Below are 22,255 nucleotides of genomic sequence, written 5' to 3' on the forward strand. Positions count from 1 at the left end.
ACCCACGAAAAAGGTCAACGCAACGTCAGCTGGCGGCCGATCAGGCCCTGCTTGGCACGCCGGGCGGCCGCGTCCAGCGGCTCGTCGACGGCCAGGACGTCGGTGTAGCGCTTGGCGAAGTCGGCCAGCGCCGCCTCGAACTCGGCGCCCTCCGGCTCACCGGGCACGTCCCACACCGGCACGAGCAGACCGTGCGCCCGGAACATGCCGGCGAACTTGGTGTCCTCACCGAGCAGCAGGTCACCCGAGGCGGACAGGCGGGACAGCGCGTCCAGCGCCCGGTCCTCCGGCTCGCCGAGCACCCAGCGGACGTGGCTCTTGTCCGGGGCGACCCGGCACCAGTACGCCGCCTTGGCCGCGGCCAGCCGCACGGTCGGGTAGATCGAGGCGTTGGCCCGCTCCAGCGACGCCTTCACGGTGGCGTCCTGCATCTGCTCCGGGTCCAGCCAGTACTCGAAACCGTCGTGCATGGTGATCTCGAGCGGGTGGTCGACCAGGATGTCCTGCAGGCGCAGGCCCTCACCCGGCAGGGCGGGCACCGACACGGTGTTGCCGGGCTCGGTCCGCAGCGCGTTCAGGATCGCCACGGCCAGGTCACGCGACACGTCACCGGACTGGACGTGCCGCTGCAGGCCGATGAAGACGTTCCCGTCGCGGCGGGACATGGCCGGCCACGCCATCGGCAGCACCGTCGACAGGGTCACCGGACGGTCCCCGTACTCCTCGACGATCTCCGGCTTGAGGGTCAGCGGCGCCGACGCGGCCGGGACCAGCTCGCGCAGAGCGATCCACTCCGTCTCGTCGGCCAGGCCCTCGAACGGGCGGGCGACGAAGATGTCGCGCACCTTCGTCTTCGGTGCGGTTTCGCGGGACTTGCGACGCTTGCTCACGGGGAACCAGGGTAAGCGTTCGGTCCCGCGATCCGGTGACATGGGCCACCTGAAATCGCTCGGCCGTGGTTCACGCGCGAGGCAGACGCACCTCGGCGACCGTGCCGCCGCCCTCCCGCGGGCGCAGTGACACCCATCCGTTCTGCCGCTCCACCAGCCGCCTGACCAGATAGAGGCCGAGCCCGGCGCCGGCTCGATGGTGCCCCGAGTCGGCCTGCCAGTAGCGGTCGAAGGCGTGCTCCACGTGCTCGGGGGCGATGCCGGCGCCCCGGTCGGCGACCCGGAACCGGAGCGTGTCATCGTCGCTGCCGGCGCACACCTCGACCGTGGTGTCCGGATCCGAATACTTCTCGGCGTTGGTGGTCAGCTCGGTGAGGATGGTGGCGATCGAGTCGCGCGACCCGTACGCCTTCGGTAGGTCGGTGGGCATGTTCGTCAGCACCAGTCGACCGCGCAGATCGGCGGGTAGTGTCCCGGCCGCCTCGCGGAGCGTTTCCACCAAGTCGAACGGGCCGGCCGGGGACGCGCCGACCGCGCCGTCCTCCTCACTCGCGGCGGAGAGCAGGCGGTCCACCAGGCGGGCCAGCTCACCGGCCCGGGCGCCGATCACCCGGACCGCCTCGCGCCGGCCCGGCTCGCCCAGGCTGTCCCAGTGGTTGGTGAGCGTGTCCGCGTACCCCTTGATCACGGTGACCGGGGTGCGCAGCTCGTGACTGGTGACCGCGACCCACAGGTCGCGGTCGGTGTCGGGTTTGGGGTCGTCGTGCGCCGGAAGCCCCGCGTTCAGCCCGTAGAGCCGGCCGACCAGACCGGCCAGCAGCTCCAGCACGATGCCGAACTCGGCGGTGGGCTCGCTGTCCAGGCAGACGTGCAGCCAGCCGACCGGGCGGCCGCGGTGCTCGCATCGGACGCCGAGCACATGGCCCGAGCCGACGCCGTCCATCAGGTCGTCGGCCGGATCGGGCTGAAGATCCACCCGACGGCCCAGCGCCGGCGCCCACACCCCGGTGGCCACGATGATCCGGCCGTGGTCGACCGCGCTCTCGGTGAAGGCGGCGCCGCTCGCACCGAGCGACTCCCCGGCCAGCGCGACCAGTTGCTGGAGCACGGACAGCCCGGCGTCGCCCGAGTTGAGGCGGCCGAGAATCGCGACCTGACCGCGGGTCAGGGCCGCGTAGTCGGGGCGGTCCGGCATGCCTGCGAGTTTGCCTCGCTCGCGGGGTTTTGGGCAGATGAACCTAAGCGAATCCTGGGGTCGACCAGCCCTTAGTGGTGCACGTCACATCCGGTCGAGTAGGTCCAGCACGAACCGGGGACGGTCGGTGATCACGCCGTCCACGCGGTGCTCCAGCACCAGACTCAGATCGGCCTCCTCGTTGACCGTCCAGACGTACACCTGATGCCCGGCGGCCTTGATCGTCGGCAACAGTGACGGGCGCGCCCTGATCAGCTCGACGCCGGGCCCGGCGGTCCGGGCGCCGAACGGCAGCCGGCCCCGGCCGGCGCCGGGTGGCACGAACTCCATCAGATAGACCGTGGGCAGACCGGGCGCCTGCGCCCGGACGCGGCGCAACGCGAGTGCCGCGAACGACATCACGGTGACCTGTACGTCATCGTCCGGTTTCGGGTCGGCCAGGCCGTAGTGCCGCAGCATCCGGACCAGCCGGCGCTCCACCTCGGCACCGTAACGGGACGGGTGCTTCGTCTCGATCAGCAGCCGCACCTGACGGCCGGAGTCGCGCACCGCCTCCAGCAGCCGTTCCAGCGTCAGCAGCCGGGCCAGGTCGGGCAGCTCGGCGTCGGCCGGATAGCCGGGATGCCAGGAACCGAAGTTCAACGCGTCCAGCTCGGCCAGGGTCTTCGAACTGACCCGGCCCCGGCCGTCACTGGTCCGGTCCAGCTTGCTGTCGTGCACACAGACCAGATGACCGTCCCGGGTCAGCCGGACGTCACACTCCAGGCCGTCCGCGCCCTCGTCGAGCGCGCGCAGATAGGCGCCGAGCGTGTGCTCGGGCAGCGCGTCGGCCCCGCCGCGGTGCGCGAAGACCAGTGGGCGGTACCCGGTAGTCACAGCACGCGGGCCGGCTGCCCGTTGTCGGTGACCACGTCCTTGCCGAGGGCGGCCCAGGACTGCATGCCACCGTCGAGGTTGCGCACGTTGTCCCAGCCGTTGTTCATCAGATAGGCCACGACCTGGCCGGAACGCCCGCCGGCGCGGCACACCACGACCACCTCGCCGTCGGTGGGCACCTCGGCCATCCGGGCCGGGATCTCCATCATCGGCAGATGGTGGGCGCCCGGCGCGTGGCCGGCCTCCCACTCGTCGGGCTCACGCACATCGAGCAGGTAGACGCCGGGGGTGACTTGGTCAGCGGTGACGCTGGGAACCTGAGGTCCGAACACGATGACAAGCCTAAAGGGGGACTACTTCTCGTTCGCCACGACCTCGGGGTGATCGAGCACGAACTGACCCAGCTGGTCCTTCTTCGCGGCCTGGAACATCTGCAGGCTGATCTCCTGGAACTGCTCCCGGCCGTTGCCGTTGCTGGAGAACGTGCCGCTGTTGGTCCGCAGCAGCACCATGTCGTTGGCGGCGACGTCCTTGAGGCCGAGCGCGAAGTCGGCGAGCTCGATGTCACCGATGTCCAGGGTGAAGGCCTTGCCGGCCGACTTGATCAGGGAGCTGATCTTGAGCGGGTTGGTCATCACGCCGCTGTCCGACGCCTTCTTGGCCATCGCCTTGAGCAGCTGCTGCTGGTGACGCTGACGGTCGTAGTCACCGTTCTTCAGGCCGTACCGCTGGCGGGCGTAGTCGAGTGCCTCCCAGCCCTCCATCGCCCGGCAGCCCACCTTGTAGACCACCGGCTTCGGGTCCAGGCCCTCCTTCTCGGCGTCGGTGAGGTAGACCGGCTTGCCGTCGACCAGGCCCATGTGCTTGGAGGTGACCTGCTGGTCGACGCACATGTCGACGCCGCCGAGCTCGTCGATCACGCCCTTGAAACCGTTGAAGTTGATGATCGCGGCGCCGTCGAAGCTGATCCCGGTCATGTTCTTGAGGGTCTTGGCGAGCAGCTGGGCACCACCCGCGGCCCCGGCACCGTTCTGCGCGCCCCAGTAGAACGCCTCGGTCGCCTTGACCGTGCCGCCCTCCCACTTGCTCGGCGCGAACGCCGGTGTCTCCACCTCGGTGTCCCGCGGGACCGAGATGAGGAACGCCTGATCATGGGTGGCCGGGATGTGCAGGATGATGATCGTGTCCGAGTGCAGGGTGTCGTCGGACCAGCTGGCCCGCTTGTCGACACCCATCAGTAGAAGGTCGATCGGGCCGTCGATGGTGGCGCCGCCACCCTCCTCGACCGTCTTCTTAGCGTCGCCTGTGAGGTTCTTGACCTCGATCGTCTCGGTGGTCTGGCTGATCAGCACCTTGCCGCCGACCAGGCCGCCCCCGCTCGCGATCAGCAGCACCGCTCCGGCCGTGGCGGAGAGCCGCGCCCAGAGCGGTGACCTGCGTTTACGAGCCTTCTCCGGAGGAGACGGCGGCACGACTGATGGCGCCGGCCGGTTCGCCGTGACGGTCACGCAGCACTCCAAGGGGGGAGATCGGGGGCTGCATCACCTTACGGACAGCTCGCACAACATCTGAAGGTCTTTCCGGTTTCAAGATGAAGTCATAGCTCGCTGACAGCCTGCGCTTACTTCTTGACCGGGTTGGCCGCCAGCCACTCGGTCATCTTGTCCTCGGCCACCGCCTTGTAGAGGGCCAGCGCCTTCTCCCGGTCGGCGACCACGACCGACTGGCCGTCGATGGTCTCGCTGCCCTTGTTGGGGCTGGTGATGAAGGTGAGATTCTCGCCACGCAGGTTGCGGAACTGGACCGCCATGTCGGTGAGCGAGAACGTCTCGTCCACCGTGACCGCCTTGGTCACCGAGCCCAGGAAGTCGTTGAGCTTGGTCGGGCTGGTCAGCGTGCCGCTGCTCGCCGCCTTGTCCATGATCGCCTTGAGGAAGTCCTGCTGGTGCTGCATGCGGGCGAAGTCACCCCGGGCGAACTGCTTGCGCTGGCGCACCCAGTCCAGGGCCTGGGCCCCGTTCATGTGCATCATGCCCTTCTTGAACTCGCGGAAGGGCTTGTGGATCGAGGTGATGTCCTGCTCGACCTTCAGATCCACACCGCCGAGCGCATCGGTGACCTCCTTGAAGCCACTGAAGTCGATGGTCATCACGTGGTCGATGCGCACGTCGGTCATGCACTCCACGGTCCGGACCGCGCGCGGGATGCCACCGAAGGCGAACGCGGCGTTGATCTTCGCCCGGCTGCTGGTGCTGCACGGCGCGTTGTCCTCGGTCGGGATGCTCACCCACAGGTCCCGCGGGATCGAGATGAGCTGCGCGGACTTGTGGTCGTCCGGCACGTGCATGAGGATCAGCGTGTCGGCGCGCCACTGGTTCGCCTTGTCCTGCACGGCGTCCGGGTCACGCGAGTCGGTGCCGATCAGCAGGATGTTGAAGGCGCCCTCGACGGTCTTGCCGGGGCGGTCCGTGGTGATCCCGGAGAAGGCGTTGGTCCGCTTCAGGTTGTCGTCGAGGCCGGAGAAGTAGCCGTACGCCACGATGCCGCCGATGATCGCGAGGACCAGGACGACCGCGCCCACGACGATGGCGATGCGCCCCCACCGGGGTCGCGGCCGGCGACCGCCGTTGTAGGAGCGACCGGTGGAGCCGGGCGGGCGCGGTCCGCGGGGGCCAGCCGGCTGGTAGTCGTCACCACCGTGCGAAGACGAACCATAGGGGCGCGGGCCCTGGTCGGGACGCCCCGGCCCGGGCACGGACGCGCGTCCGGAGGAATTGCCGCTGGGAGAGGTGGTGGCAGACATGTCACCCAGGTTACGTAGTGCCCGGCGTTGATCCGGGTCGTCGCCACCGCTTCGGCACGAAGGTGGGAGGAGTGACGACACGGACACGGACCGGCGCTGGCGACTGCGCCGGTCCGTGGCACTGCTGAAGAGGGTCAGTGAGCTCCGTGGCCGGTCAGGGACCGGACCTCCAGCTCCGCGTACTTCTCCGGGTCGGTCTCCTTGGAGAGGACCGTGCCGAGCCAGCCGAAGAAGAAGCCGAGCGGGATCGAGATGATGCCCGGGTTGGACAGCGGGAAGAAGTGCCAGTCCTCGTTCGGGAACATGGCGGTGGCCGAGCCGGACACCACGGGCGAGAAGAACACCAGGAGCACCGCGGAGATCAGGCCACCGTAGATCGACCAGAGCGCGCCCGCGGTGTTGAACCGCCGCCAGAACAGGCTGTACAGGATCGCCGGCAGGTTCGCCGACGCCGCCACCGCGAACGCGAGCGCCACCAGGAAGGCGACGTTCAGGCTCTGCGCGAAGATGGACAGTGCGATGGCCAGTGCGCCGATGATCAGGGCGGCGATCCGGGCGACCCGGACCTCCTCCCGCTCGGACGCGTTGCCGCGCTTGATCACGCTGGCGTAGAAGTCGTGCGCGAGGCTCGACGACGAGGCCAGGGTGAGACCGGCGACCACGGCCAGGATGGTGGCGAAGGCGACCGCCGCGATGACCGCCAGCATGATCGCGCCACCGGTCTCGCCACCGAGGTAGTCGATGCCGAGCTGCTGGGCGAGCTGCGGGGCCGCCGTGTTGCCGGCCTTGTCCTGTGCGGTGATGTTCGCGCCGCCCACCAGAGCCGCCGCGCCGAAGCCCAGAGCCAGGGTGAACAGGTAGAACGTGCCGATGATGCCGATCGCCCAGAGCACGCTCTTACGTGCGATCCGGCTGGTCGGCACGGTGTAGAAGCGGGTCAGGATGTGCGGCAGGCCGGCGGTGCCGAGGACCAGCGCGAGGCCCAGCGAGAGCAGGTCCATCTTGCTGTAGAACGTCTTGGCCGCGTCGCCCGCCGTCTCGACGCCGTAGCGCAGGCCCGGTTCCAGGAAGGCGGAACCCTTGCCGGATTGTGCGGCGGCGTCGCCGAGCAGCGCCGACAGGTTGAACTTGTAGTGCGCCAGCACCATCAGCACCATGATCAGCGCGCCGCCCATGAGCATGAACGCCTTGACGATCTGGACGTAGGTGGTGCCCTTCATGCCACCGACCGTCACGTAGATGATCATCAGGGCGCCGACCAGGACGATCGTGGCGACCTTGGCGGTGTTCGCGTCCATGCCCAGGAACGTGGCACCCGGCTTGATGCCGAGCAGCAGCGAGACCAGGGCGCCGGCGCCGACCATCTGGGCGATCAGGTAGAAGATCGACACCACGATGGTGGAGACGCTGGCGGCGGTACGGACCGGGCGCTGCCGCATCCGGAACGCCAGCACGTCGGCCATGGTGAACCGGCCCGAGTTACGCAGGAACTCGGCGACCAGCAGCAGTGCCACCAGCCAGGCGACCAGGAAGCCGATCGAGTAGAGGAAGCCGTCGTAGCCGTACAGGGCGATGATGCCGGCGATGCCGAGGAACGACGCCGCGGACATGTAGTCGCCGCCGATGGCCATGCCGTTCTGGAAGCCGGAGAACTGCCGGCCGCCGGCGTAGAAGTCGGTGGCCGTCTTGGTCTGGCGGCTGGCCCAGATGGTGATGCCCAGGGTGATCGCCACGAAGATCAGAAACAGCGTGATGGTCAGCGAGCGGGAACCGGAGGCGTTGGCCTCGGCCGCGAGGAACTGCGGCGCCATCAGGCCTTACCCCCGTCGGTCGCGGTGGCTGCGGGCTCGGCCGCGGGGCCGTTCTCCAGCTCGTTGTAGATGTCATCGGCGAGCGGGTCCAGCTTCTGCGCGGCGTACCGCGAGTAGTGCCAGGCGATCCCGAACGTCGAGACGAACTGCAGGACGCCGAAGATCAGCGCCACGTTGATGTTGCCGATCACCTTGATGGCCATGAAGTCCCGCGCGTACGCGGAGAGCAGTACATACAGCGAGTACCAGACGATGAAGGCCACTGTCGTCGGGAAGATGTAGCTGCGCAGTCGATGACGCAGTTGAGCGAACTCCTCGGAGCGCTGCACTTCGAGGTATCTCTCGGCGGATGCCGGCACGGGATTCACCACCTTCGTGGGGGATGACTTTCCGGCACCGTACGAAGGAGTGAGCCGTGTCACCGTCCGCCGGTCGGGGTCTGCGCTGAGTGGTGGTCTGAATGCGCTGAGCGGCAGTCATGCCAACTCGGTGTACCTACCCCGGTAGTGGACCAGAGGACGGCCCGCGGATCCGGTCCGGACCGTCTCGATCACTCCGTCGAGTAGCACGGCCCACCCGCACGGGCGGCTGCTGTCCAGGGTGCATCCGGCCCAGATGGTGGCGTGGGCGGGCACCGGGCCGTACCCGGTCTGCTCCCACTCGCCGGCCGCGAACAGCCCGCCGGGCGAGGGGAAGAGACCGGCGAACCGATCGGCGAGCTGCCGGTCGTCCGGGCCGAGCGGGGTGACCGCGAACCGCCCGGCGGCCGACACCGCGTCCCAGAAGTCGCTCTCCTCGTCGATCAGGCCGAGCACCCGGCCGGGATCGCCGTCGGCGATCATCGCGGAGGACACCGTGAGTCCGGCCGGACCGGGTGTGGTCCACAGCGTCACGGGGGCGGCGAACCGTCCGCGTAGGCGTCTTACCTGGGACTTCTCTCCCTCCGGCACGGCGAACGGATCGGTGGAGTGGATGCGGGCACCCGGCTCGTCGGTCGTCATCCGATCATTCTGCCGATTTACAGATTGCGCATGCCGCTACCCGATTCAATTGATCAACAACTATTTTCGAGGGATGAGTCAGGTGATGCTGCGCCCCGGGGACGTCGTTCACGTCGGTCCGGAGGCGAGCGTCCAGTTCTCCGGCGACCGCGCGCTGACCCTGCGGATCATCCGGGTCGATCCGCGGGCCACCTATGACGGATGGATCTGGCTGGAGGGCTACGTCCTCGATCAGACCGGTGCCGCACTCCAGCGCCGTCGGATCTTCGTCCGCGAGGTGGGGCTGCGACACGCAGTGTGACGGGTTCCTTACTGAACGTCCTTTGTGGCCGGTGACCAGGCCTTCCGCTTGTGTAATGTCATAGGCGGCGAGGATGGGAGGCGGACCATCAGCGACGCGTTGCCCCGGGCCGGGGAGGTGCTCCACGTGGGCGCCTCGGCCAGTGTCCAATTTGCCGGTTCGAGGGCGCTGACCTTCCGGGTGATCCGGGTCGACCCGCGGATCACGTATGACGGCTGGCTGTGGATCGACGGTTATGTGCTCGGGCCGACCGGGGAGGCGACCGAGCGGCGCGTCATCTTCGTCAGGCGTGACGGGCTGCGGCGGATCCGCTAGCGCGGGGTCACCGCGGCCAGCAGTTCGGGCATGCGACGGTCCAGCATCGCGCCGGCGAGGTGCGCGCCGAGCAGATAGGCACCGACGCCGTAGACCAGGCCCACCGGCAGCCCCAGCCACGGCTGGAAGAGCGTCAGCACCAGCACCGGGACACCGGCGATCAACGCGCCGAAGAGCGCGGCCAGACCCGGCAGCGCCTTGCTGAACCCGCCACCCGACGACAGCGAGAACGGCCCGGTCGTGTCCGGCAGTGCGTAGGCGGCCCGCACCGAGATCGGCATCACCAGCGCCAGACCCGCGCCGTAGGTGGCCAGCAGCGTCCCGAGCTGAGCCGCGACGTCCTCCGGTCGCCCCTCCAGCAGAGCCGTCACCACCGCCACCAGCAGCAGCAACGGCACCGTGAAGAGAGCGTGCGCGGCGGCCCGCGAGTGCACCTCCAGACGCCCCGGAACGCCGGTGGCGAGGTTGGTGGCGTAGGCGCTGCCCTCATACCCGAACTGGTTCGCCAGCGCGATCGGGGCGATCGCGCCCACCACGAACGCCAGGCCGGTGGCACTGCCCGCGCCACCGGCGAACGACGTCGAGAGCGGCAGGAACACACCGGCCATGCCCAGGGTGACGAGTGCGGCGCGTCGTCGCGTCTCGCGCCACCAATACCTGATCTCCCGCGCCGTCAGCGCACCGAATCGGCTCCGCGGCGACCAGCGGAACAGCAGCTGATCCACCGGTCTGCGATCGTCCGACGCATCGGCTCGGCCCCGGCCGCCACCGGCCGTGCCGACCATCGCCCGCTCCAGCGTCCGGCTCCACCACCAGAGCAGACCGCCGACGGCGGCCAGGACGATCGACATCTTCAGGGGTACGGCCCACGCCCGCCCCGCCACGACATCGAGACCCATCGTGTACGGGGCACCGAGGGGCGTCCACCCGACCACCCGGGCGATCGAGTCGACCGCGTCCCAGTCCGCCCGGTTCAGCACGCCGAGCAGGGTCAACTCCAGCGGACCGATCGACGCGGCGACCACCGCGAGCAGGATGGTGGCCAGGTCACGGGCTCGCCGGGAGCGCAGCGCGGTGGCGAAGGCGCTGATCACCGCCCGGCTCAGCACCACACAGAACACCAGCCCGAGCACCACCCCGGCCAGCCCGGCGAGAGCCGCCCCGGCCCCACCGAGCCGGGCCACCGAGGTCACCATGCCGAGTGTGGCGGCGAGTGTCGCCAACGCCGGCAGCCCGGCCAGCGCGGCCAGACCCATCCCGGCGATCAGCGTGCGTCGCCGCAGGGGGAGCAGCGCGAACTGTGCCGGATCGAGCGTGTTGTCGACACCGAAGAAGAGCAGCGGCAGGAAAACCCAGCCGAGGATCAGCACCGCCCCGCCGAACGGGAACATGATCTCGGCCGCGCCCGGCTTGTCCAGCAGACCCGGCAGCGCGAAGACGGTATGCCCGAGGATCGCGAAGAAACAAGCCGCGACCAGGCCGAGGACGAACATCGCGATCCGGGCCGGGCGGCCGCGCAGGCCGTTGCCGGTGATGCGTAGTTTGAGCCGGACGAACGCCCAGACCGGGACCCGCGTCAGAGCCACGCGAGCTCCGAGCCGGTGGCCACCCGGCCGCCGACGACCTGCACGAACACGTCCTGCAGCGAACGGTCGCCGCGCACCTCGGCCAAGGTCCCGCACAGGCGGAGGACACCGTCCGACATGATCGCCACGTGCGAGCAGAGCCGCTCCACCACCTCCAGCACGTGACTGGAGAAGACGACCGTGCCGCCGCCTGACACGTACCGCTGAAGGATGTCGCGGATCAGTGCCGCCGACACCGGATCGACCGCCTCGAACGGTTCGTCCAGCACCAGCAGCCGGGGCGCGTGCAGCAGCGCGCAGGCCAGGCCGATCTTCTTCTTCATCCCGGCCGAGTAGTCGACCACCAGGGTGCGGTTGCCGCTGCCGAGCTCCAGAACGTCGAGCAGGTCACGGGAGCGCTGGTCGACCACGTCGGCGGGCATGCCACGCAACAGGCCGTGATAGGCGAGCAGCTCCGGGCCGCTCAGCCGGTCGAACATGCGCACACCGTCCGGCAGGACCCCGACCAGAGCCTTTGCTTCGGCTGGGGCGCGCCAGACGTCGTACCCCAGAAGGATCGCCTGGCCCTGATCGGGCCGTAAGAGGCCCACCGCCATGGAGAGAGTGGTGGTCTTGCCGGCCCCGTTGGGGCCGAGGAGGCCGAAGAACGAACCGGCCGGCACCTCCAGGCTCACCCCGGAGACCGCCAGCCGTGTGTCGAAGATTTTGACGAGCCCGCGCAGCGACATCGCCGCTGTGCCGCCCTCAGGCGGGCGTTGTGCCGGAACGCTCATGAAAAGAACGTATCGGGCCGGCGTGCGGTCCGGGAACACCCGGACCGCCCGAACCGATCAACCGACCCGCTCGATGACGGCCCGCCGGATCAGGAACTTGCCGGGCTCGCGGACCTCCTCGAAGGCGGCGTTGTTGAGCAGGATGCAGCTGCCCGAGACGCTGGCCACCTTGACCGTGATGCTCTTGTTGTTGTCCAGGTTCCGGACCCGCAGCGTGGTGCCGATCGGGAAGGTGCCGCTGGACGCGGCCGGGGCGCCACCCTCGCCGGAGAGGGTCACCGTCGAGCCGGGGCAGACGACCTGGCCGGCCGCGCCGCCGCCGTTGTTGTTGTTGCCGGCGTTGCCGGCCGGCGGGGTCGTCGCCTGCTGCGCCGGTGGCTTGGTGGCCTGCTGGGCGGGCGGCGTGGTGGCCTGCTGGGCCGGGGGAGCCGCGACGGCGCCGCTGCAACCGGCCTGCTTCTTCTGCACGTTGATCAGGTCGATCACCGCCTGCCGGTTGGCCACGACGGCCTCGGTCTGCGAGTTCGGGTTGGCCCGCTGGGTGGCGATGAACTGCTGGTTCTGGCGGATCGCCTGATCCATCCCGTCACAGACGGAGGAGGCGTTGCTCAGACCGGTGCCGACGGCGATACCGCCACCGACCACAGCGGCCACGACGAGCCCGATCACGATCTTGCGGTTGCTCCCGGTCTGGCCCGGACGGCGGTATGTGCGTCTCATGCCCGTGATTACGAGGACGTTGCATCCGTCGGTCGAGGGTCGAACATTAAAGATCCTTAAATCAACTTCGGAGGGCCTCGGGGGCGTGCAGGCGCAGCATCGTGGCACCCACGTCCGGGGGCACCCGGCGACCGGTGAGCAGGGAGACTCCGACCATCACCAGGAAGGCCAGCGGCACCGTCCACGCGGCCGGCTGGCCGATCAGTTCGGCCGGCCAGCCGGTCAGCGGTGGGCCGAGCACGGTCAGCAGGACCGCCGCCATCGCCGCGCCACCGCCGGCGATCAGGCCGGCGATCGCGCCCACGTCGGTGAGTCCCCGCCACCAGATGCCGAGGACCAGCAGCGGGCAGAAACTGGATGCCGCCACCGCGAACGCCAGCCCGACCACGCGGGACACGTCCATGTCGGAGACGTAGAGGGCCAGCCCGGTCGGCACCGACGCGGCCAGCAGGGTGGCGATCCGGAAATCTCGGATCGAGCCGTTCCGGCCGGGCCGCAGCACGTCCGTGAAGATCACCCCGGCGACGCTGGTGAGCAGGCCGGACGAGGTGGAGAGGAAGGCGGCCAGCGCGCCCGCGGTGACCAGCGCGCCGAGCAGCCGGCCCAGATGGCCGTCGCCGAGGGCCGCCTCGGGTAGCAGCAGCACCACGGCGTCGGTGTTGCCGGTCATCAGCAGTTGCGGTGTGTAGATCCGGCCGAGGACCCCGTACAGCGTCGGGAGCAGGTAGAACAGGCCGACCATGGCGAGCACCACGAGGGTCGTGCGCCGGGCCGAAGCGCCGTCCGGATTGGTATAGAACCGCACCAGCACGTGCGGCAGCCCCATCGTGCCGAGGAAGGTCGCCAGGATCAGCGAATACGTGGAGAACAGGCCGATCCCGCCGGGCAGCAGCCAGTCGTCACCGGACTCGGCGTCCACAGTGCTCACCGTCGGCACCGGAGTGCCCTGGGCGAAATGGAGTTCCTGGCCCTTCTCCACCCGCTGTGTGCCGTTCAGGAGCGCGTCCTGCTGAATCGTCACGGTCGTCGAGGCGGGAAAGACGGCGCCCGGCGGCGGGGTCACCGCGGGGCGGCCATCGGCCTGCCACTGCAAGATCAAGAAGATCATCGGTACGGCCAGAGCCGTCAATTTCAGCCAGTACTGGAACGCCTGCACGAAGGTGATGGCCCGCATCCCACCGAAGGCCACGTTCGCCGTCACCACGACGGCCACCACCAGGGCGCCCCAGGCGTACGACCCGCCGGTGAGCGTGGCGAACGTGAGCCCCGCCCCCTGCAACTGGGGCAGCAGGTAGAGACAGCCGATGAACAGCACGAACGCGGTCGCCAACCGGCGCAGGGCGGTGGACCGGAGCCGAACCTCGCAGAAGTCGGGAAGGGTGAACGCCCCGGACCGGCGCAGGGGCGCGGCCACGAACAGCAGCAGCGCCAGATAGCCGGCGGCGAAACCGACCGGGTACCAGAGGACGTCCACGCCGTACCGCAGGACCAGACCGGCGACCCCGAGGAAGGAGGCCGCGGACAGGTATTCACCACTGATCGCGGCGGCGTTCCAGGACGGGCTCACCGATCGGGAGGCGACCAGGAAGTCCGATGTGGTCCGGGCGAAGCGCAGGCCGTACGCCCCGATCGCCACGGTGAGCAGCACCACCACGACGAGGCCGGGGGCCAGGTACGGGTTCACTGCTCCGGCCTGCGGATGAGGGCCGCGAAGTCCTGCTCGTTGCGTTCCGCCCAGCGCACATAGGCCGCGCCGACCAGCACCAGGAAGGGGAACGACAGCACCCCGAGCAGCACCCACGGCAGGTGCACCCCGAAGACCTTGACGGTGCCGACCGCCGGGGCGACCGCGAACAGCAGTGGCAGGGTGCCGAGCCCGGCCGCCACCACCAGGGCGAGCCGCAGCGCGAGGGCGAGCTGGGCGCGGACCAGACCCTTGACGAGCGCCTCACCGACCGGGGTCTGCTCGGTGAGGTCGGTGCTGCCGTGGTCGGCTGTGCCGCGCCGGGAGGCGGCGTCGGCGAGCACGACCGTCACACGCGGGCGCGGGGGCGGATCGTCGACGGCCATGTCCGGCAGTCTGTCCGCCCCCGGCTGATTGTCAAGACCGGTTGAGCACCTGGTAGCACGCGCCGGGTGGGGCAGGCTCTCCGTCAGACCGCTCGAAGCGGAAGTCGTACCTGGATGTGGCACCCTCGGCTGTCGTCCGGCTCGACGACGGCGATGGTGCCTCGGTGCAGCTGCACCACCCAGCGCGCGATCGCCAGTCCCAGACCGGTCCCGCCGCCGGTGGCACGCTCGCCCCGGGTGAAACGCTCGAAGACCCGCTCCCGGTCCGCGGCGGGGATGCCGTCGCCCTGGTCCACGACGGCGAGGACCACGTGATCGTCGTGCCGCTCGGCGCGGACCGTGACGATCCCGCCCGGCGGGCTGTGTCGGGCCGCGTTGTCCAGCAGGTTCGCGAAGACCTGGTGCAGTCGCTCCCGGTCGCCGGGCACCACCAGATGGGGCGCCGACACCTCGAACCGTACGTCGTGGCCGGTCCCGCCGGCGTTCACGGTCGCCTCCCGGGCCACCCGGTCCAGGAAGGCCGGCACGTCGATCGGCTCACTGCGCATCGGCACCACCCCGGCGTCCAACCGGGACAGGTCCAGCAGATCGGTGACCAGGCGGCTGAGCCGCTCGGTCTGGGCCAGGGCGGTCGCCATCGTCTCCGGCTCGGCCGCGGCCACCCCGTCGACGATGTTCTCCAGCAGGCCCCGCAGTGCGGTGATCGGTGTCCGCAGCTCGTGCGACACGTTCGCGATCAGCTCGCGCCGCTGCCGGTCGGAGGCCGCCAGATCCGCCGCCATCTGGTTGAACGCGGTGGCCAGCTCGCCCACCTCGTCCTGCGAGCGGGTCCGGATCCGGCGGGTGTAGTCGCCGCGGGCCATCTCCCGGGCCGCAACCGTCATCTCCCGCAGCGGCACGGTCGCGCCGTGTGCCATCACCTGCAACGTGACCAGGCCGAGCGCCGCCGCGATGGCGATCCACAGCAGGTCGATCCGGTAGAAGTCGATGCTCCACAGGAAGACCAGCAGACCCACTCCACCGGCGAAGCCGAGTGCCAGGGAGAGCTTCGCCTTGATCGACCGGACCGGGTCGAGCGGCCGTGGCAGGAAGGCGAAGACCGGCGCCACCAGGTTATGGATACGCACCATCAGCCAGCCGGTCATCTGTCGACCTCCAGGGCGTACCCGACGCCGTGGACGGTACGGATGAGGTCCGCCCCGAGCTTGCGCCGCAGACCCTTGACGTGGCTGTCCACCGTTCGGGTACCCGAGGTGTCGGCCCAGCCCCACACCTCGGACAGCAGACGCTCCCGGGGCACCACCGTGCGCGGTCGGCCGGCCAGATGCGCCAGCAGGTCGAACTCGGTCGGGGTGAGGTGCACCTCGACACCACCGCGCAGCACCCGTCGCTCGGCCTGGTTGATCTCCAGATCGCCGAGTCGCAGGCCCGGTGCCGGGGCGGGGGTGGCGCTCTTGTCGGCCCGCCGCAGCAGTGCGTGCACCCGAGCCGCCAGTACCCGCATCGAGAACGGCTTGACCATGTAGTCGTCGGCGCCGACCGCGAGACCGACCAACTGGTCCGTCTCGTCGTCACGGGCGGTCAGCATCAGCACCGGGACGCGCTGGTCCTGGATCCGGCGGCAGACCTCCAGGCCGTCGAAGCCGGGCAGCATCACGTCGAGGACGATCAGATCCGGACGGGTCTGGCGGACCGCCGCGACCGCGCCCGGCCCGTCGCCGACCACCTGCACCAGGAAGCCCTCGGCGCGAAGCCGTGCGGCCACCGCGTCCGCGATGGCGCGCTCGTCCTCCACGACGAGAATCCGCCGTTCGACACTCTCCATGCTCCTGGCACCTCTCCGGATGATCCTGGTCCCCGGTCGGTGTGCCCCCGTGGCTCACCGGCCGGTGGCCAGGAGCTTATTGATCGCCTGCGCAGAGCCGGCGGTGGAGATGTGAACAACCTGTGGAGATGCATCCTGTGAGGGCTTGCGCCGGTACGGCATCGGAGCGGCGCAGGGTGGCACGCATCCGGGATATCCGGACCAGCCGGTCGGTCTGCCTGTGGATAACTCTGTGGACAAGCCTGTGGGGCTGTGGACAACCGTGTGGATTCAGCGGGTCCAGTCGTGTTTGGCCGCTCTGATCAGGCGATCCTTCAGCTCTCTGGTGTGTCGGCGACTCACCGGAAGCTCCACACCGTCCACCGCCACCACATAGCCGGAACCGGTCAGGCGCAGCTCGGTGACCAGCCGTAGCTGCACCAGATACGAGCGGTGAATGCGGACGAAACCCGCATTGGCCCATCGCTCGGCCAGGGTCGCCAGCGATACCCGTACCAGATGGGAATTGTCCCCGGTGTGCAGCCGGGCGTAATCGCCCTGCGCCTCCACCCACCGCACCGACGACCGCGGCAGCATGCGGGTCGTGCCGGCCAGCTCGACCGGGATGGCCGGCTCGTCGGCCGGAACGGCCGGCGCCGGCGCCGCTCGCAGACCCGCCACCCGGCGCAGCGACTCGGCCAGCCGCTCAGCCCGCACCGGCTTGCGAACATAATCGGTCACACCGAGGTCGAAGGCGTCCACCGCGCCGTCGTCGTAGGCGGTCACGAAGACGATCGCCGGCGGCTGGGCGAACCGCCGCAGGATCCGGGCCAGCTCCATGCCGTCCAGGCCGGGCATCCGGATGTCCAGGAACACCGCGTCCACCTCGGTGTCACGCAGCACCCGCAGCGCCTCGGTCGCGTCACCGGCCCGGTGCACGTGCGCCACCCGGCCGTCCGCGTTCAGCAGGTAGGCCAGCTCGTCGAGGGCCGGCGGCTCGTCGTCGACGGCGAGCACGACAAGGCTGCTCATGCCCGCACCTGGGGGTGGAACTTCGGCACCCGCATGCTCACCTTCGTACCGGAGCCGGGTGCGGTCTCCACCACCAGGCCGTTGTGATCGCCGAAAACCGAGCGCAGACGTTCGTCCACGTTCACCAGACCGACGTGCTGGCCGTCCTCGGAGTCCGACCCGTCCAGCGTGAACACCGCCGGATCCATGCCGACCCCGTCATCCTCGACCGTGATGTGGCATTCGGCCCCCGCGTCCCGTGCTTCGATGCTCACCATACCGACGCCCGGCTTACGCGACAGTCCGTGCCGGACCGCGTTCTCCACGAGCGGCTGAAGACACAGAAAAGGCAGGCCGACCGGCAGCACCTCGGGTGCGATCTGCAGCCGCACCTGCAGCCGGTCACCGAACCGGGCCCGCTCGATGGTCAGATAACGGTCGATCGACCGCAACTCCTCGGCCAGCGTCGTGAATTCACCATGCGCCCGGAACGAATAGCGGGTGAACTCGGCGAACTCCAGAATCAGCTCCCGGGCCCGCTCCGGATCGGTGCGCACGAACGACGCGATCGCGGTCAGCGCGTTGTAGATGAAATGGGGGCTGATCTGCGCCCGCAGCGCCCGGACCTCGGCCCGGGCCAGCCGCTCCCGCGACGACTCCAACTCGGCCACCGCCAGCTGCGATCCGGCCCAGCGCGCCGCCTCCAGCGTCGCCTGCACCAGACCCGGCGCGGGCTGTCCGTCGGCCACCGCGATCAGTGCGGCCTTCGCCGCGCCACCCGGACCACCCAACGGCGCGATCACCGCACCTCGCGCCACGCAGTCGACGCGATCACAGAGCAGATCAGACCCATTGAGTACGACCGAACGCTGCGCTTTGACCGACTTGCGCGCTGCCGCGATCAGTTCCTGCTCGTGATGGGCGCCCCGGCCGTCGTACGCCAGGCATCTGTCTCCATCGACGATCGCCAGACCCACCGCACCGACCAGCACGCGCAGATGCCGGACCGCTTTTCCGGCCGTCGCCGGCGTCAGGCCGGCGCGCAGCGGCTCGGCCGCGAGCACCGCCGTGTGCAGAACGTCGTAGGTGGCCCGCTGCATCGCCGTGGCGATCCCGCGCCGAGCCCGCAACCGCAGCACCGCCACCACGGCCGCGGCCAGGGCGGCGAGCACGGCGACCACCGCCAAAACGCTCCCGACCTGGCCATTCATGCTGCGACCCTAGTAGGCGCCCTTGCGTTTGAGAACCACGCCGATCGTGCGCCAGAGGATGCTCAGGTCGTACGTCAGCGACCAGTTGTCCACGTAGTAGAGGTCCAGCCGGACCGCCTCGTCCCAGGACAGGTCGGAACGGCCGCTGACCTGCCACAACCCGGTCATGCCGGGGCGCACTAGCAGCCGCCGCCGGACGTCGCCCAGGTAGTCGCCGTCATCCGCGGGCAGCGGGCGCGGGCCGACCAGCGACATCTCGCCCTTCAGCACGTTGATCAGCTGCGGCAGCTCGTCCATCGAGGTGGCCCGCAGCTTCGCACCGAACGAGAAGATCCGCGGGTCCTGCTTCATCTTGAAGAGCATGCCGTCGGTCTCGTTGAGCTCGTCCAGCGTGGCCTTGCGCTCCTCGGCGTCCACATACATGGTCCGGAACTTCCACACCCGGAAGGTACGGCCGTCGTGGCCGACCCGGGTCTGCCGGAAGAACACCGGACCCGGGTCGGAGAGCCGGATGCCGAGCGCGATGAACGCCAAGATCGGGCTGATCACCAGCAGGCCGAGGCCCGCCGCGACCCGGTCCATCAGGTTCTTCACCAGCCAGCCGGGACCCGACAGGGTCGGCTCCTCGACGTGCAGCAGCGGCAGGCCCTCGATCGGGCGGATGTGCACCCGGGGACCGGCGATGTCGGTCAGCTGCGGCGCGACCACCAGGTCGACGCCGGTGCCCTCCAACTGCCAGGCCAGACGACGCAGCTCACCCGGCTCCGAGCTGGCCGAACCGCAGACCGCGATCGTGTCCGCACCGACCTCGCGGACCAGCGACAACACGTCGCGACCGGCGTAGACCGGAACCGGCGTCTCGATGCCGCGGGCGGCCGCGAAACCGTCGGTCAGGTGGATGGCGACCGGGATCAGGCCGGCAGCCGGACTCCGGGTGACCGCGGTGTAGACCTCGAGCGCCTCCGGCAGAGTGCCGACCAGCACCATCCGGTGAGCGCCGTGACCCGTCTGCCGACGCGCTACGTGCAGAACCTGCCGGGCCAGAGCGCGGCACAGCAGGATCAGGAGCAGCGCGCTCACCGACACCGTCGCGACGGTGCCACGGGACAGGTCGGCCTTGGTGGCGAACGCGAGCAGCGACACCGCCGCGACCACGGTCACCGAGGCCCGCACGACCCGCTTGAACTCCTCGCTGCCCAGACCGAGATAACGCCGGTCATAGGAGCCGTTGGTCCAGAGGATGATCAGCCAGCCGAGCGGCAGCACGATGTAGGCGAAGAAGTTGAAGAGCTCCGTGCCCTCGAGGAAGAGCCAGGACTGGTTCAGGCCGGCGCGCGACTTCTCCAGGAAGGTGCTGGCGATCCAGCTGGCGCCGAGAGTAGAGAGCAGATCGAGCAAGACCAGAACAAAGGTGTACGGCCGGTGCCAGCGCGAACGTCTGCGGCTCTGCCGGCCCCACGCGTTCCGCGGCACCCCGTTGCTCGGCGGCTGCTCTTCCTGCCACTCGAAGCTGTCGTACCGCACGGGTCTGCTCCGGCTGCTGTCGGTAGTTGGGCGATGCAGGCTAGTAGTCACTCCGCCTACGTCCTCCCGCATCCGGAAAAAGATTACGCACCGCCACGACCTCGGGATCATCGGCGGGTCCGCCGATACCCGTTCGCGTCAAGACGGTTGCCAGGGACCGGGCCACTATACCGATGGATCGGCCGGAAGAAAGGTGACGTGACGGCGGCAATCGTGATGTATACGCGCTGTCATCATCCGGTAGCGGCTCACCGGACCAGCTTGGACAGCCGGCGGTCGGCCAGCGGTTTCCCTCCGGTTTGGCAGGTCGCGCAGTATTGCAGGCTCTTATCCGCGAACGACACCTCACGGACCGTGTCGCCACAGACCGGGCAGGGCAGGCCGGTCCGGGCGTGCACCCGCATACCCGCGCGTTTCTCGCCTTTGAGCTCGGCCGCCTTCTGCCCCACCGACCGCTCCACCGCGTCCGTCTCGATCGCGCGCATCGCCTCGTACAGCGTGGTCATCTGCTCGTCGGTCAGTTTTCCGGTCAGCGCGAAAGGGGACAGTTTCGCCGCGTGCAGGATCTCGTCGGAATAGGCGTTACCGATCCCGGCGAGCACCTCCTGGTCGACCAGCACCCCTTTGATCTGTCCTTTTCGCCCCCGGATGCGGGTGGCGAACTCCGCCGGCGACACGGCCAGCGCGTCCGGGCCGAGCCGGGCCACCCCGGGAACCTCCGACGGGTCGCGGACCACATAGGCGGCCAGCGACTTCTGCGTACCGGCCTCGGTCAGATCGAACCCGGAACCGTCGTCGAGCCGCACCCGCACCGCGATCGGACCGGAACCCGGTTTCAGCGGAGCCGGTGACTTGAACGAATCCCGGTAGTGCAACCAGCCCGCCCGGGCCAGGTGCACGATCAGGTGCAGGTCGTCGCCGATGCCGACGTCCAGGAACTTGCCGTGCCGCCCGGCGCTCGTCACCGGCAGCCCGGCCAGCGTCGACGGCTGCGGGTCATAGGTCTTCAGGGCGCTGAAGGAGGCGACTTCGAAGCGTTCCACGGCGCGGCCGACCGCACGCTCACGCAGATAGGCGGCGAGCGCCTCGACCTCGGGGAGTTCGGGCACCTCCTCACGGTAGCGTCTCGGCCCCATCTAGGCTCCGCCCCATGAAGGTGGTGGTGGCGCACAACCGGTACCGCGAGGCGATCCCCTCCGGCGAGAACGTGATCGTCGACACGGAGATCGGCCAGTTGCGGGAGGCCGGCGTCGAAGTGGTCCCGTTCCAGCGCAGTTCCGACTCGATCGACTCGATGTCGGCGGCCCGCAAGGCGTTGCTGCCGATCTCCCCGGTCTACGGGGCGGATGCTCAACGGGAACTCGCCGCGGTGCTCCGGACCGAACGCCCCGATGTGCTGCACCTGCACAACCCGTACCCGCTGCTCTCGCCCTGGGTGATCCGCACCGCGCACGCCCACGGCGTCCCGGTCGTCCAGACCGTGCACAACTACCGGCAGGTCTGCTCGTCCGGGCTGTACTTCCGGGACGGTCACAACTGTCACGACTGCCGCGGCAAGCTGATCGGGCTGCCGGCGATCAAGAACCGGTGCTACCGCGGGTCGGCCGCACAGAGCGCGATCATGGCGACCACGCTGGCCGTGCATCGGCCCACCTGGCGGTCGGTGGACAGGTACATCGCGCTCACCGACAAGATCGCGGCGCATCTCACCGACTACGGCATCCCGACCGACCGGATCGTGATCAAGCCGAACGGGCTGCCCGACCCCGGTGCGCCCGCTCCGCTCGGCGAGGGATTCCTGTACGGCGCCCGCCTCTCCCCGGAGAAGGGGCTCGGCCTGCTGCTCGACGCCTGGCGTCGGCACCCCGACGGCAGTCTCGGGCCGCTGCGCATCGCCGGTGACGGAGAGTTGCGTCCGCTCGCCGAGGCGGCCGCGGCCGAACGTTCGGACGTCACCTATCTCGGACCGCTCGACCGGGCCGGCATGACCGCCGCCCGGCAGGCCTCAGCCGTCGTCATCGCCGTTCCCACCTGGGAGGACGTGCTGCCGACGGTGATCCTGGAGGCGATGTCCAGTGGCCGGGCCGTCCTCGGTACCGCGGTCGGCGGCATCCCCTACCTGGTCGGCTCCGGGGCGGGCGCCGCCGGTTGGCTCGCGTCGCCCGATCCGGTCTCGCTCGCGGCGGCGCTCCCGCCGGCCCGTTCCGGCGCGGCTGCGGCGGCTGTCGCCGCCCGCATCCGCTATCAGGAGCACTTCCACCCCGACGTGCTGACGCCCCGCCTGATCTCCATCTACACGGAGATGTCCAGCAGCCTTTCCCAGCGGTGACCCCGCCCGGCTCCCAGGGCTGTCCGGGCAGCTCT

23 protein-coding genes are annotated in these 22,255 nt (G+C 69.6%); 3 read left to right on the plus strand and 20 right to left on the minus strand.

The window, feature by feature from the left end; all coding sequences use genetic code 11:
- Positions 1 to 14 precede the first annotated feature (14 nt).
- From Q0Z83_RS44135 to Q0Z83_RS44175, 9 genes are all read right to left on the minus strand, one after another.
- Positions 15 to 932 (minus strand): DUF5926 family protein, encoded by a 918-nt coding sequence (locus Q0Z83_RS44135; protein WP_378078375.1) that lies wholly within the window; start codon positions 930 to 932, stop codon positions 15 to 17.
- Between the two features lie 28 nt (positions 933 to 960).
- Entirely contained in the window at positions 961 to 2,085 is a 1,125-nt protein-coding gene (locus Q0Z83_RS44140) for a sensor histidine kinase (RefSeq protein ID WP_317789462.1), read from the minus strand.
- 84 nt (positions 2,086 to 2,169) lie between these two features.
- Positions 2,170 to 2,961 carry a glycerophosphodiester phosphodiesterase gene (locus tag Q0Z83_RS44145; RefSeq protein ID WP_317789463.1) on the minus strand — a complete coding sequence of 264 codons (792 nt, stop codon included), beginning with the start codon at positions 2,959 to 2,961 and terminating at the stop codon, positions 2,170 to 2,172.
- Complete coding sequence (locus tag Q0Z83_RS44150) at positions 2,958 to 3,293, minus strand: rhodanese-like domain-containing protein (RefSeq protein ID WP_317789464.1); 336 nt, start codon at positions 3,291 to 3,293, stop codon at positions 2,958 to 2,960. The genes Q0Z83_RS44145 and Q0Z83_RS44150 overlap by 4 nt, the downstream gene beginning before the upstream one ends.
- A gap of 21 nt (positions 3,294 to 3,314) precedes the next feature.
- Positions 3,315 to 4,469: an LCP family protein gene (locus Q0Z83_RS44155; RefSeq protein WP_317789465.1), complete on the minus strand. Its 1,155-nt coding sequence runs from the start codon at positions 4,467 to 4,469 to the stop codon at positions 3,315 to 3,317.
- 113 nt (positions 4,470 to 4,582) lie between these two features.
- Positions 4,583 to 5,764, minus strand: coding sequence for an LCP family protein (locus tag Q0Z83_RS44160; protein ID WP_317789466.1), 1,182 nt, complete (start codon positions 5,762 to 5,764; stop codon positions 4,583 to 4,585).
- Between the two features lie 134 nt (positions 5,765 to 5,898).
- A complete protein-coding gene (locus Q0Z83_RS44165) occupies positions 5,899 to 7,575 on the minus strand; it encodes a solute symporter family protein (RefSeq protein WP_317789467.1) in 1,677 nt (558 codons plus the stop codon).
- Positions 7,575 to 7,934, minus strand: a complete 360-nt coding sequence (locus tag Q0Z83_RS44170) for a DUF485 domain-containing protein (RefSeq protein ID WP_378078374.1) — start codon at positions 7,932 to 7,934, stop codon at positions 7,575 to 7,577. The genes Q0Z83_RS44165 and Q0Z83_RS44170 overlap by 1 nt, the downstream gene beginning before the upstream one ends.
- A gap of 117 nt (positions 7,935 to 8,051) precedes the next feature.
- Positions 8,052 to 8,576 carry a flavin reductase family protein gene (locus Q0Z83_RS44175; RefSeq protein WP_317789469.1) on the minus strand — a complete coding sequence of 175 codons (525 nt, stop codon included), beginning with the start codon at positions 8,574 to 8,576 and terminating at the stop codon, positions 8,052 to 8,054.
- A gap of 73 nt (positions 8,577 to 8,649) precedes the next feature.
- Between Q0Z83_RS44175 and Q0Z83_RS44180 the strand changes: the two genes are divergently transcribed.
- On the plus strand, positions 8,650 to 8,877 hold the full coding sequence (locus Q0Z83_RS44180; protein ID WP_317789470.1) for a hypothetical protein: 228 nt from the start codon (positions 8,650 to 8,652) through the stop codon (positions 8,875 to 8,877).
- Between the two features lie 126 nt (positions 8,878 to 9,003).
- Positions 9,004 to 9,192, plus strand: coding sequence for a hypothetical protein (locus Q0Z83_RS44185; RefSeq protein WP_317789471.1), 189 nt, complete (start codon positions 9,004 to 9,006; stop codon positions 9,190 to 9,192).
- Here the strand turns inward: Q0Z83_RS44185 and Q0Z83_RS44190 are convergent.
- The 11 genes from Q0Z83_RS44190 to Q0Z83_RS44240 form a co-directional block, all read right to left on the minus strand.
- Positions 9,189 to 10,778, minus strand: a complete 1,590-nt coding sequence (locus Q0Z83_RS44190; protein ID WP_317789472.1) for an ABC transporter permease — start codon at positions 10,776 to 10,778, stop codon at positions 9,189 to 9,191. The two genes, Q0Z83_RS44185 and Q0Z83_RS44190, sit on opposite strands and share 4 nt — an antisense overlap.
- Entirely contained in the window at positions 10,769 to 11,551 is a 783-nt protein-coding gene (locus Q0Z83_RS44195) for an ABC transporter ATP-binding protein (protein ID WP_317789473.1), read from the minus strand. Before Q0Z83_RS44195 ends, Q0Z83_RS44190 begins: the two co-directional genes overlap by 10 nt.
- 57 nt (positions 11,552 to 11,608) lie before the next feature.
- The gene (locus Q0Z83_RS44200) at positions 11,609 to 12,271 is read right to left on the minus strand and encodes an RlpA-like double-psi beta-barrel domain-containing protein (protein ID WP_317789474.1); all 663 of its coding nucleotides are present in this window, start codon (positions 12,269 to 12,271) and stop codon (positions 11,609 to 11,611) included.
- A 61-nt stretch (positions 12,272 to 12,332) separates the two neighbouring features.
- A complete protein-coding gene (locus tag Q0Z83_RS44205; protein WP_317789475.1) occupies positions 12,333 to 13,955 on the minus strand; it encodes a sodium/solute symporter in 1,623 nt (540 codons plus the stop codon).
- Positions 13,952 to 14,341 carry a DUF485 domain-containing protein gene (locus Q0Z83_RS44210; protein WP_317789476.1) on the minus strand — a complete coding sequence of 130 codons (390 nt, stop codon included), beginning with the start codon at positions 14,339 to 14,341 and terminating at the stop codon, positions 13,952 to 13,954. Before Q0Z83_RS44210 ends, Q0Z83_RS44205 begins: the two co-directional genes overlap by 4 nt.
- 83 nt (positions 14,342 to 14,424) lie before the next feature.
- Complete coding sequence (locus Q0Z83_RS44215; RefSeq protein ID WP_317789477.1) at positions 14,425 to 15,486, minus strand: sensor histidine kinase; 1,062 nt, start codon at positions 15,484 to 15,486, stop codon at positions 14,425 to 14,427.
- Positions 15,483 to 16,166, minus strand: a complete 684-nt coding sequence (locus Q0Z83_RS44220) for a response regulator transcription factor (RefSeq protein WP_317789478.1) — start codon at positions 16,164 to 16,166, stop codon at positions 15,483 to 15,485. Before Q0Z83_RS44220 ends, Q0Z83_RS44215 begins: the two co-directional genes overlap by 4 nt.
- A 270-nt stretch (positions 16,167 to 16,436) precedes the next feature.
- Positions 16,437 to 17,177, minus strand: a complete 741-nt coding sequence (locus Q0Z83_RS44225; protein WP_317789479.1) for a LytR/AlgR family response regulator transcription factor — start codon at positions 17,175 to 17,177, stop codon at positions 16,437 to 16,439.
- Positions 17,174 to 18,367, minus strand: coding sequence for a sensor histidine kinase (locus Q0Z83_RS44230; protein ID WP_317789480.1), 1,194 nt, complete (start codon positions 18,365 to 18,367; stop codon positions 17,174 to 17,176). The genes Q0Z83_RS44225 and Q0Z83_RS44230 overlap by 4 nt, the downstream gene beginning before the upstream one ends.
- A gap of 9 nt (positions 18,368 to 18,376) precedes the next feature.
- A complete protein-coding gene (locus Q0Z83_RS44235; protein WP_317789481.1) occupies positions 18,377 to 19,963 on the minus strand; it encodes a sugar transferase in 1,587 nt (528 codons plus the stop codon).
- A 176-nt stretch (positions 19,964 to 20,139) separates the two neighbouring features.
- Positions 20,140 to 21,000: an Fpg/Nei family DNA glycosylase gene (locus Q0Z83_RS44240; RefSeq protein WP_317789482.1), complete on the minus strand. Its 861-nt coding sequence runs from the start codon at positions 20,998 to 21,000 to the stop codon at positions 20,140 to 20,142.
- Positions 21,001 to 21,041: 41 nt separating this feature from the next.
- Between Q0Z83_RS44240 and Q0Z83_RS44245 the strand changes: the two genes are divergently transcribed.
- A complete protein-coding gene (locus Q0Z83_RS44245) occupies positions 21,042 to 22,220 on the plus strand; it encodes a glycosyltransferase family 4 protein (protein ID WP_317789483.1) in 1,179 nt (392 codons plus the stop codon).
- Positions 22,221 to 22,255: the final 35 nt, after the last annotated feature.

The sequence above is a fragment of the Actinoplanes sichuanensis genome (assembly GCF_033097365.1).
GTDB classification, from domain to species: domain Bacteria; phylum Actinomycetota; class Actinomycetes; order Mycobacteriales; family Micromonosporaceae; genus Actinoplanes; species Actinoplanes sichuanensis.

Coding starts and splice junctions, on each gene's coding strand:
- Q0Z83_RS44140 (WP_317789462.1), bottom strand. CDS start 2,085: ATGCCGGACCGCCCCGACTACGCGGCCCTGACCCGCGGTCAGGTCGCG.
- Q0Z83_RS44235 (WP_317789481.1), bottom strand. CDS start 19,963: ATGCGGGAGGACGTAGGCGGAGTGACTACTAGCCTGCATCGCCCAACT.
- Q0Z83_RS44245 (WP_317789483.1), top strand. CDS start 21,042: ATGAAGGTGGTGGTGGCGCACAACCGGTACCGCGAGGCGATCCCCTCC.
- Q0Z83_RS44220 (WP_317789478.1), bottom strand. CDS start 16,166: ATGGAGAGTGTCGAACGGCGGATTCTCGTCGTGGAGGACGAGCGCGCC.
- Q0Z83_RS44175 (WP_317789469.1), bottom strand. CDS start 8,576: ATGACGACCGACGAGCCGGGTGCCCGCATCCACTCCACCGATCCGTTC.
- Q0Z83_RS44165 (WP_317789467.1), bottom strand. CDS start 7,575: ATGGCGCCGCAGTTCCTCGCGGCCGAGGCCAACGCCTCCGGTTCCCGC.
- Q0Z83_RS44200 (WP_317789474.1), bottom strand. CDS start 12,271: ATGAGACGCACATACCGCCGTCCGGGCCAGACCGGGAGCAACCGCAAG.
- Q0Z83_RS44225 (WP_317789479.1), bottom strand. CDS start 17,177: ATGAGCAGCCTTGTCGTGCTCGCCGTCGACGACGAGCCGCCGGCCCTC.
- Q0Z83_RS44210 (WP_317789476.1), bottom strand. CDS start 14,341: ATGGCCGTCGACGATCCGCCCCCGCGCCCGCGTGTGACGGTCGTGCTC.
- Q0Z83_RS44230 (WP_317789480.1), bottom strand. CDS start 18,367: ATGAATGGCCAGGTCGGGAGCGTTTTGGCGGTGGTCGCCGTGCTCGCC.
- Q0Z83_RS44195 (WP_317789473.1), bottom strand. CDS start 11,551: ATGAGCGTTCCGGCACAACGCCCGCCTGAGGGCGGCACAGCGGCGATG.
- Q0Z83_RS44215 (WP_317789477.1), bottom strand. CDS start 15,486: ATGACCGGCTGGCTGATGGTGCGTATCCATAACCTGGTGGCGCCGGTC.
- Q0Z83_RS44160 (WP_317789466.1), bottom strand. CDS start 5,764: ATGTCTGCCACCACCTCTCCCAGCGGCAATTCCTCCGGACGCGCGTCC.
- Q0Z83_RS44180 (WP_317789470.1), top strand. CDS start 8,650: ATGAGTCAGGTGATGCTGCGCCCCGGGGACGTCGTTCACGTCGGTCCG.
- Q0Z83_RS44135 (WP_378078375.1), bottom strand. CDS start 932: ATGTCACCGGATCGCGGGACCGAACGCTTACCCTGGTTCCCCGTGAGC.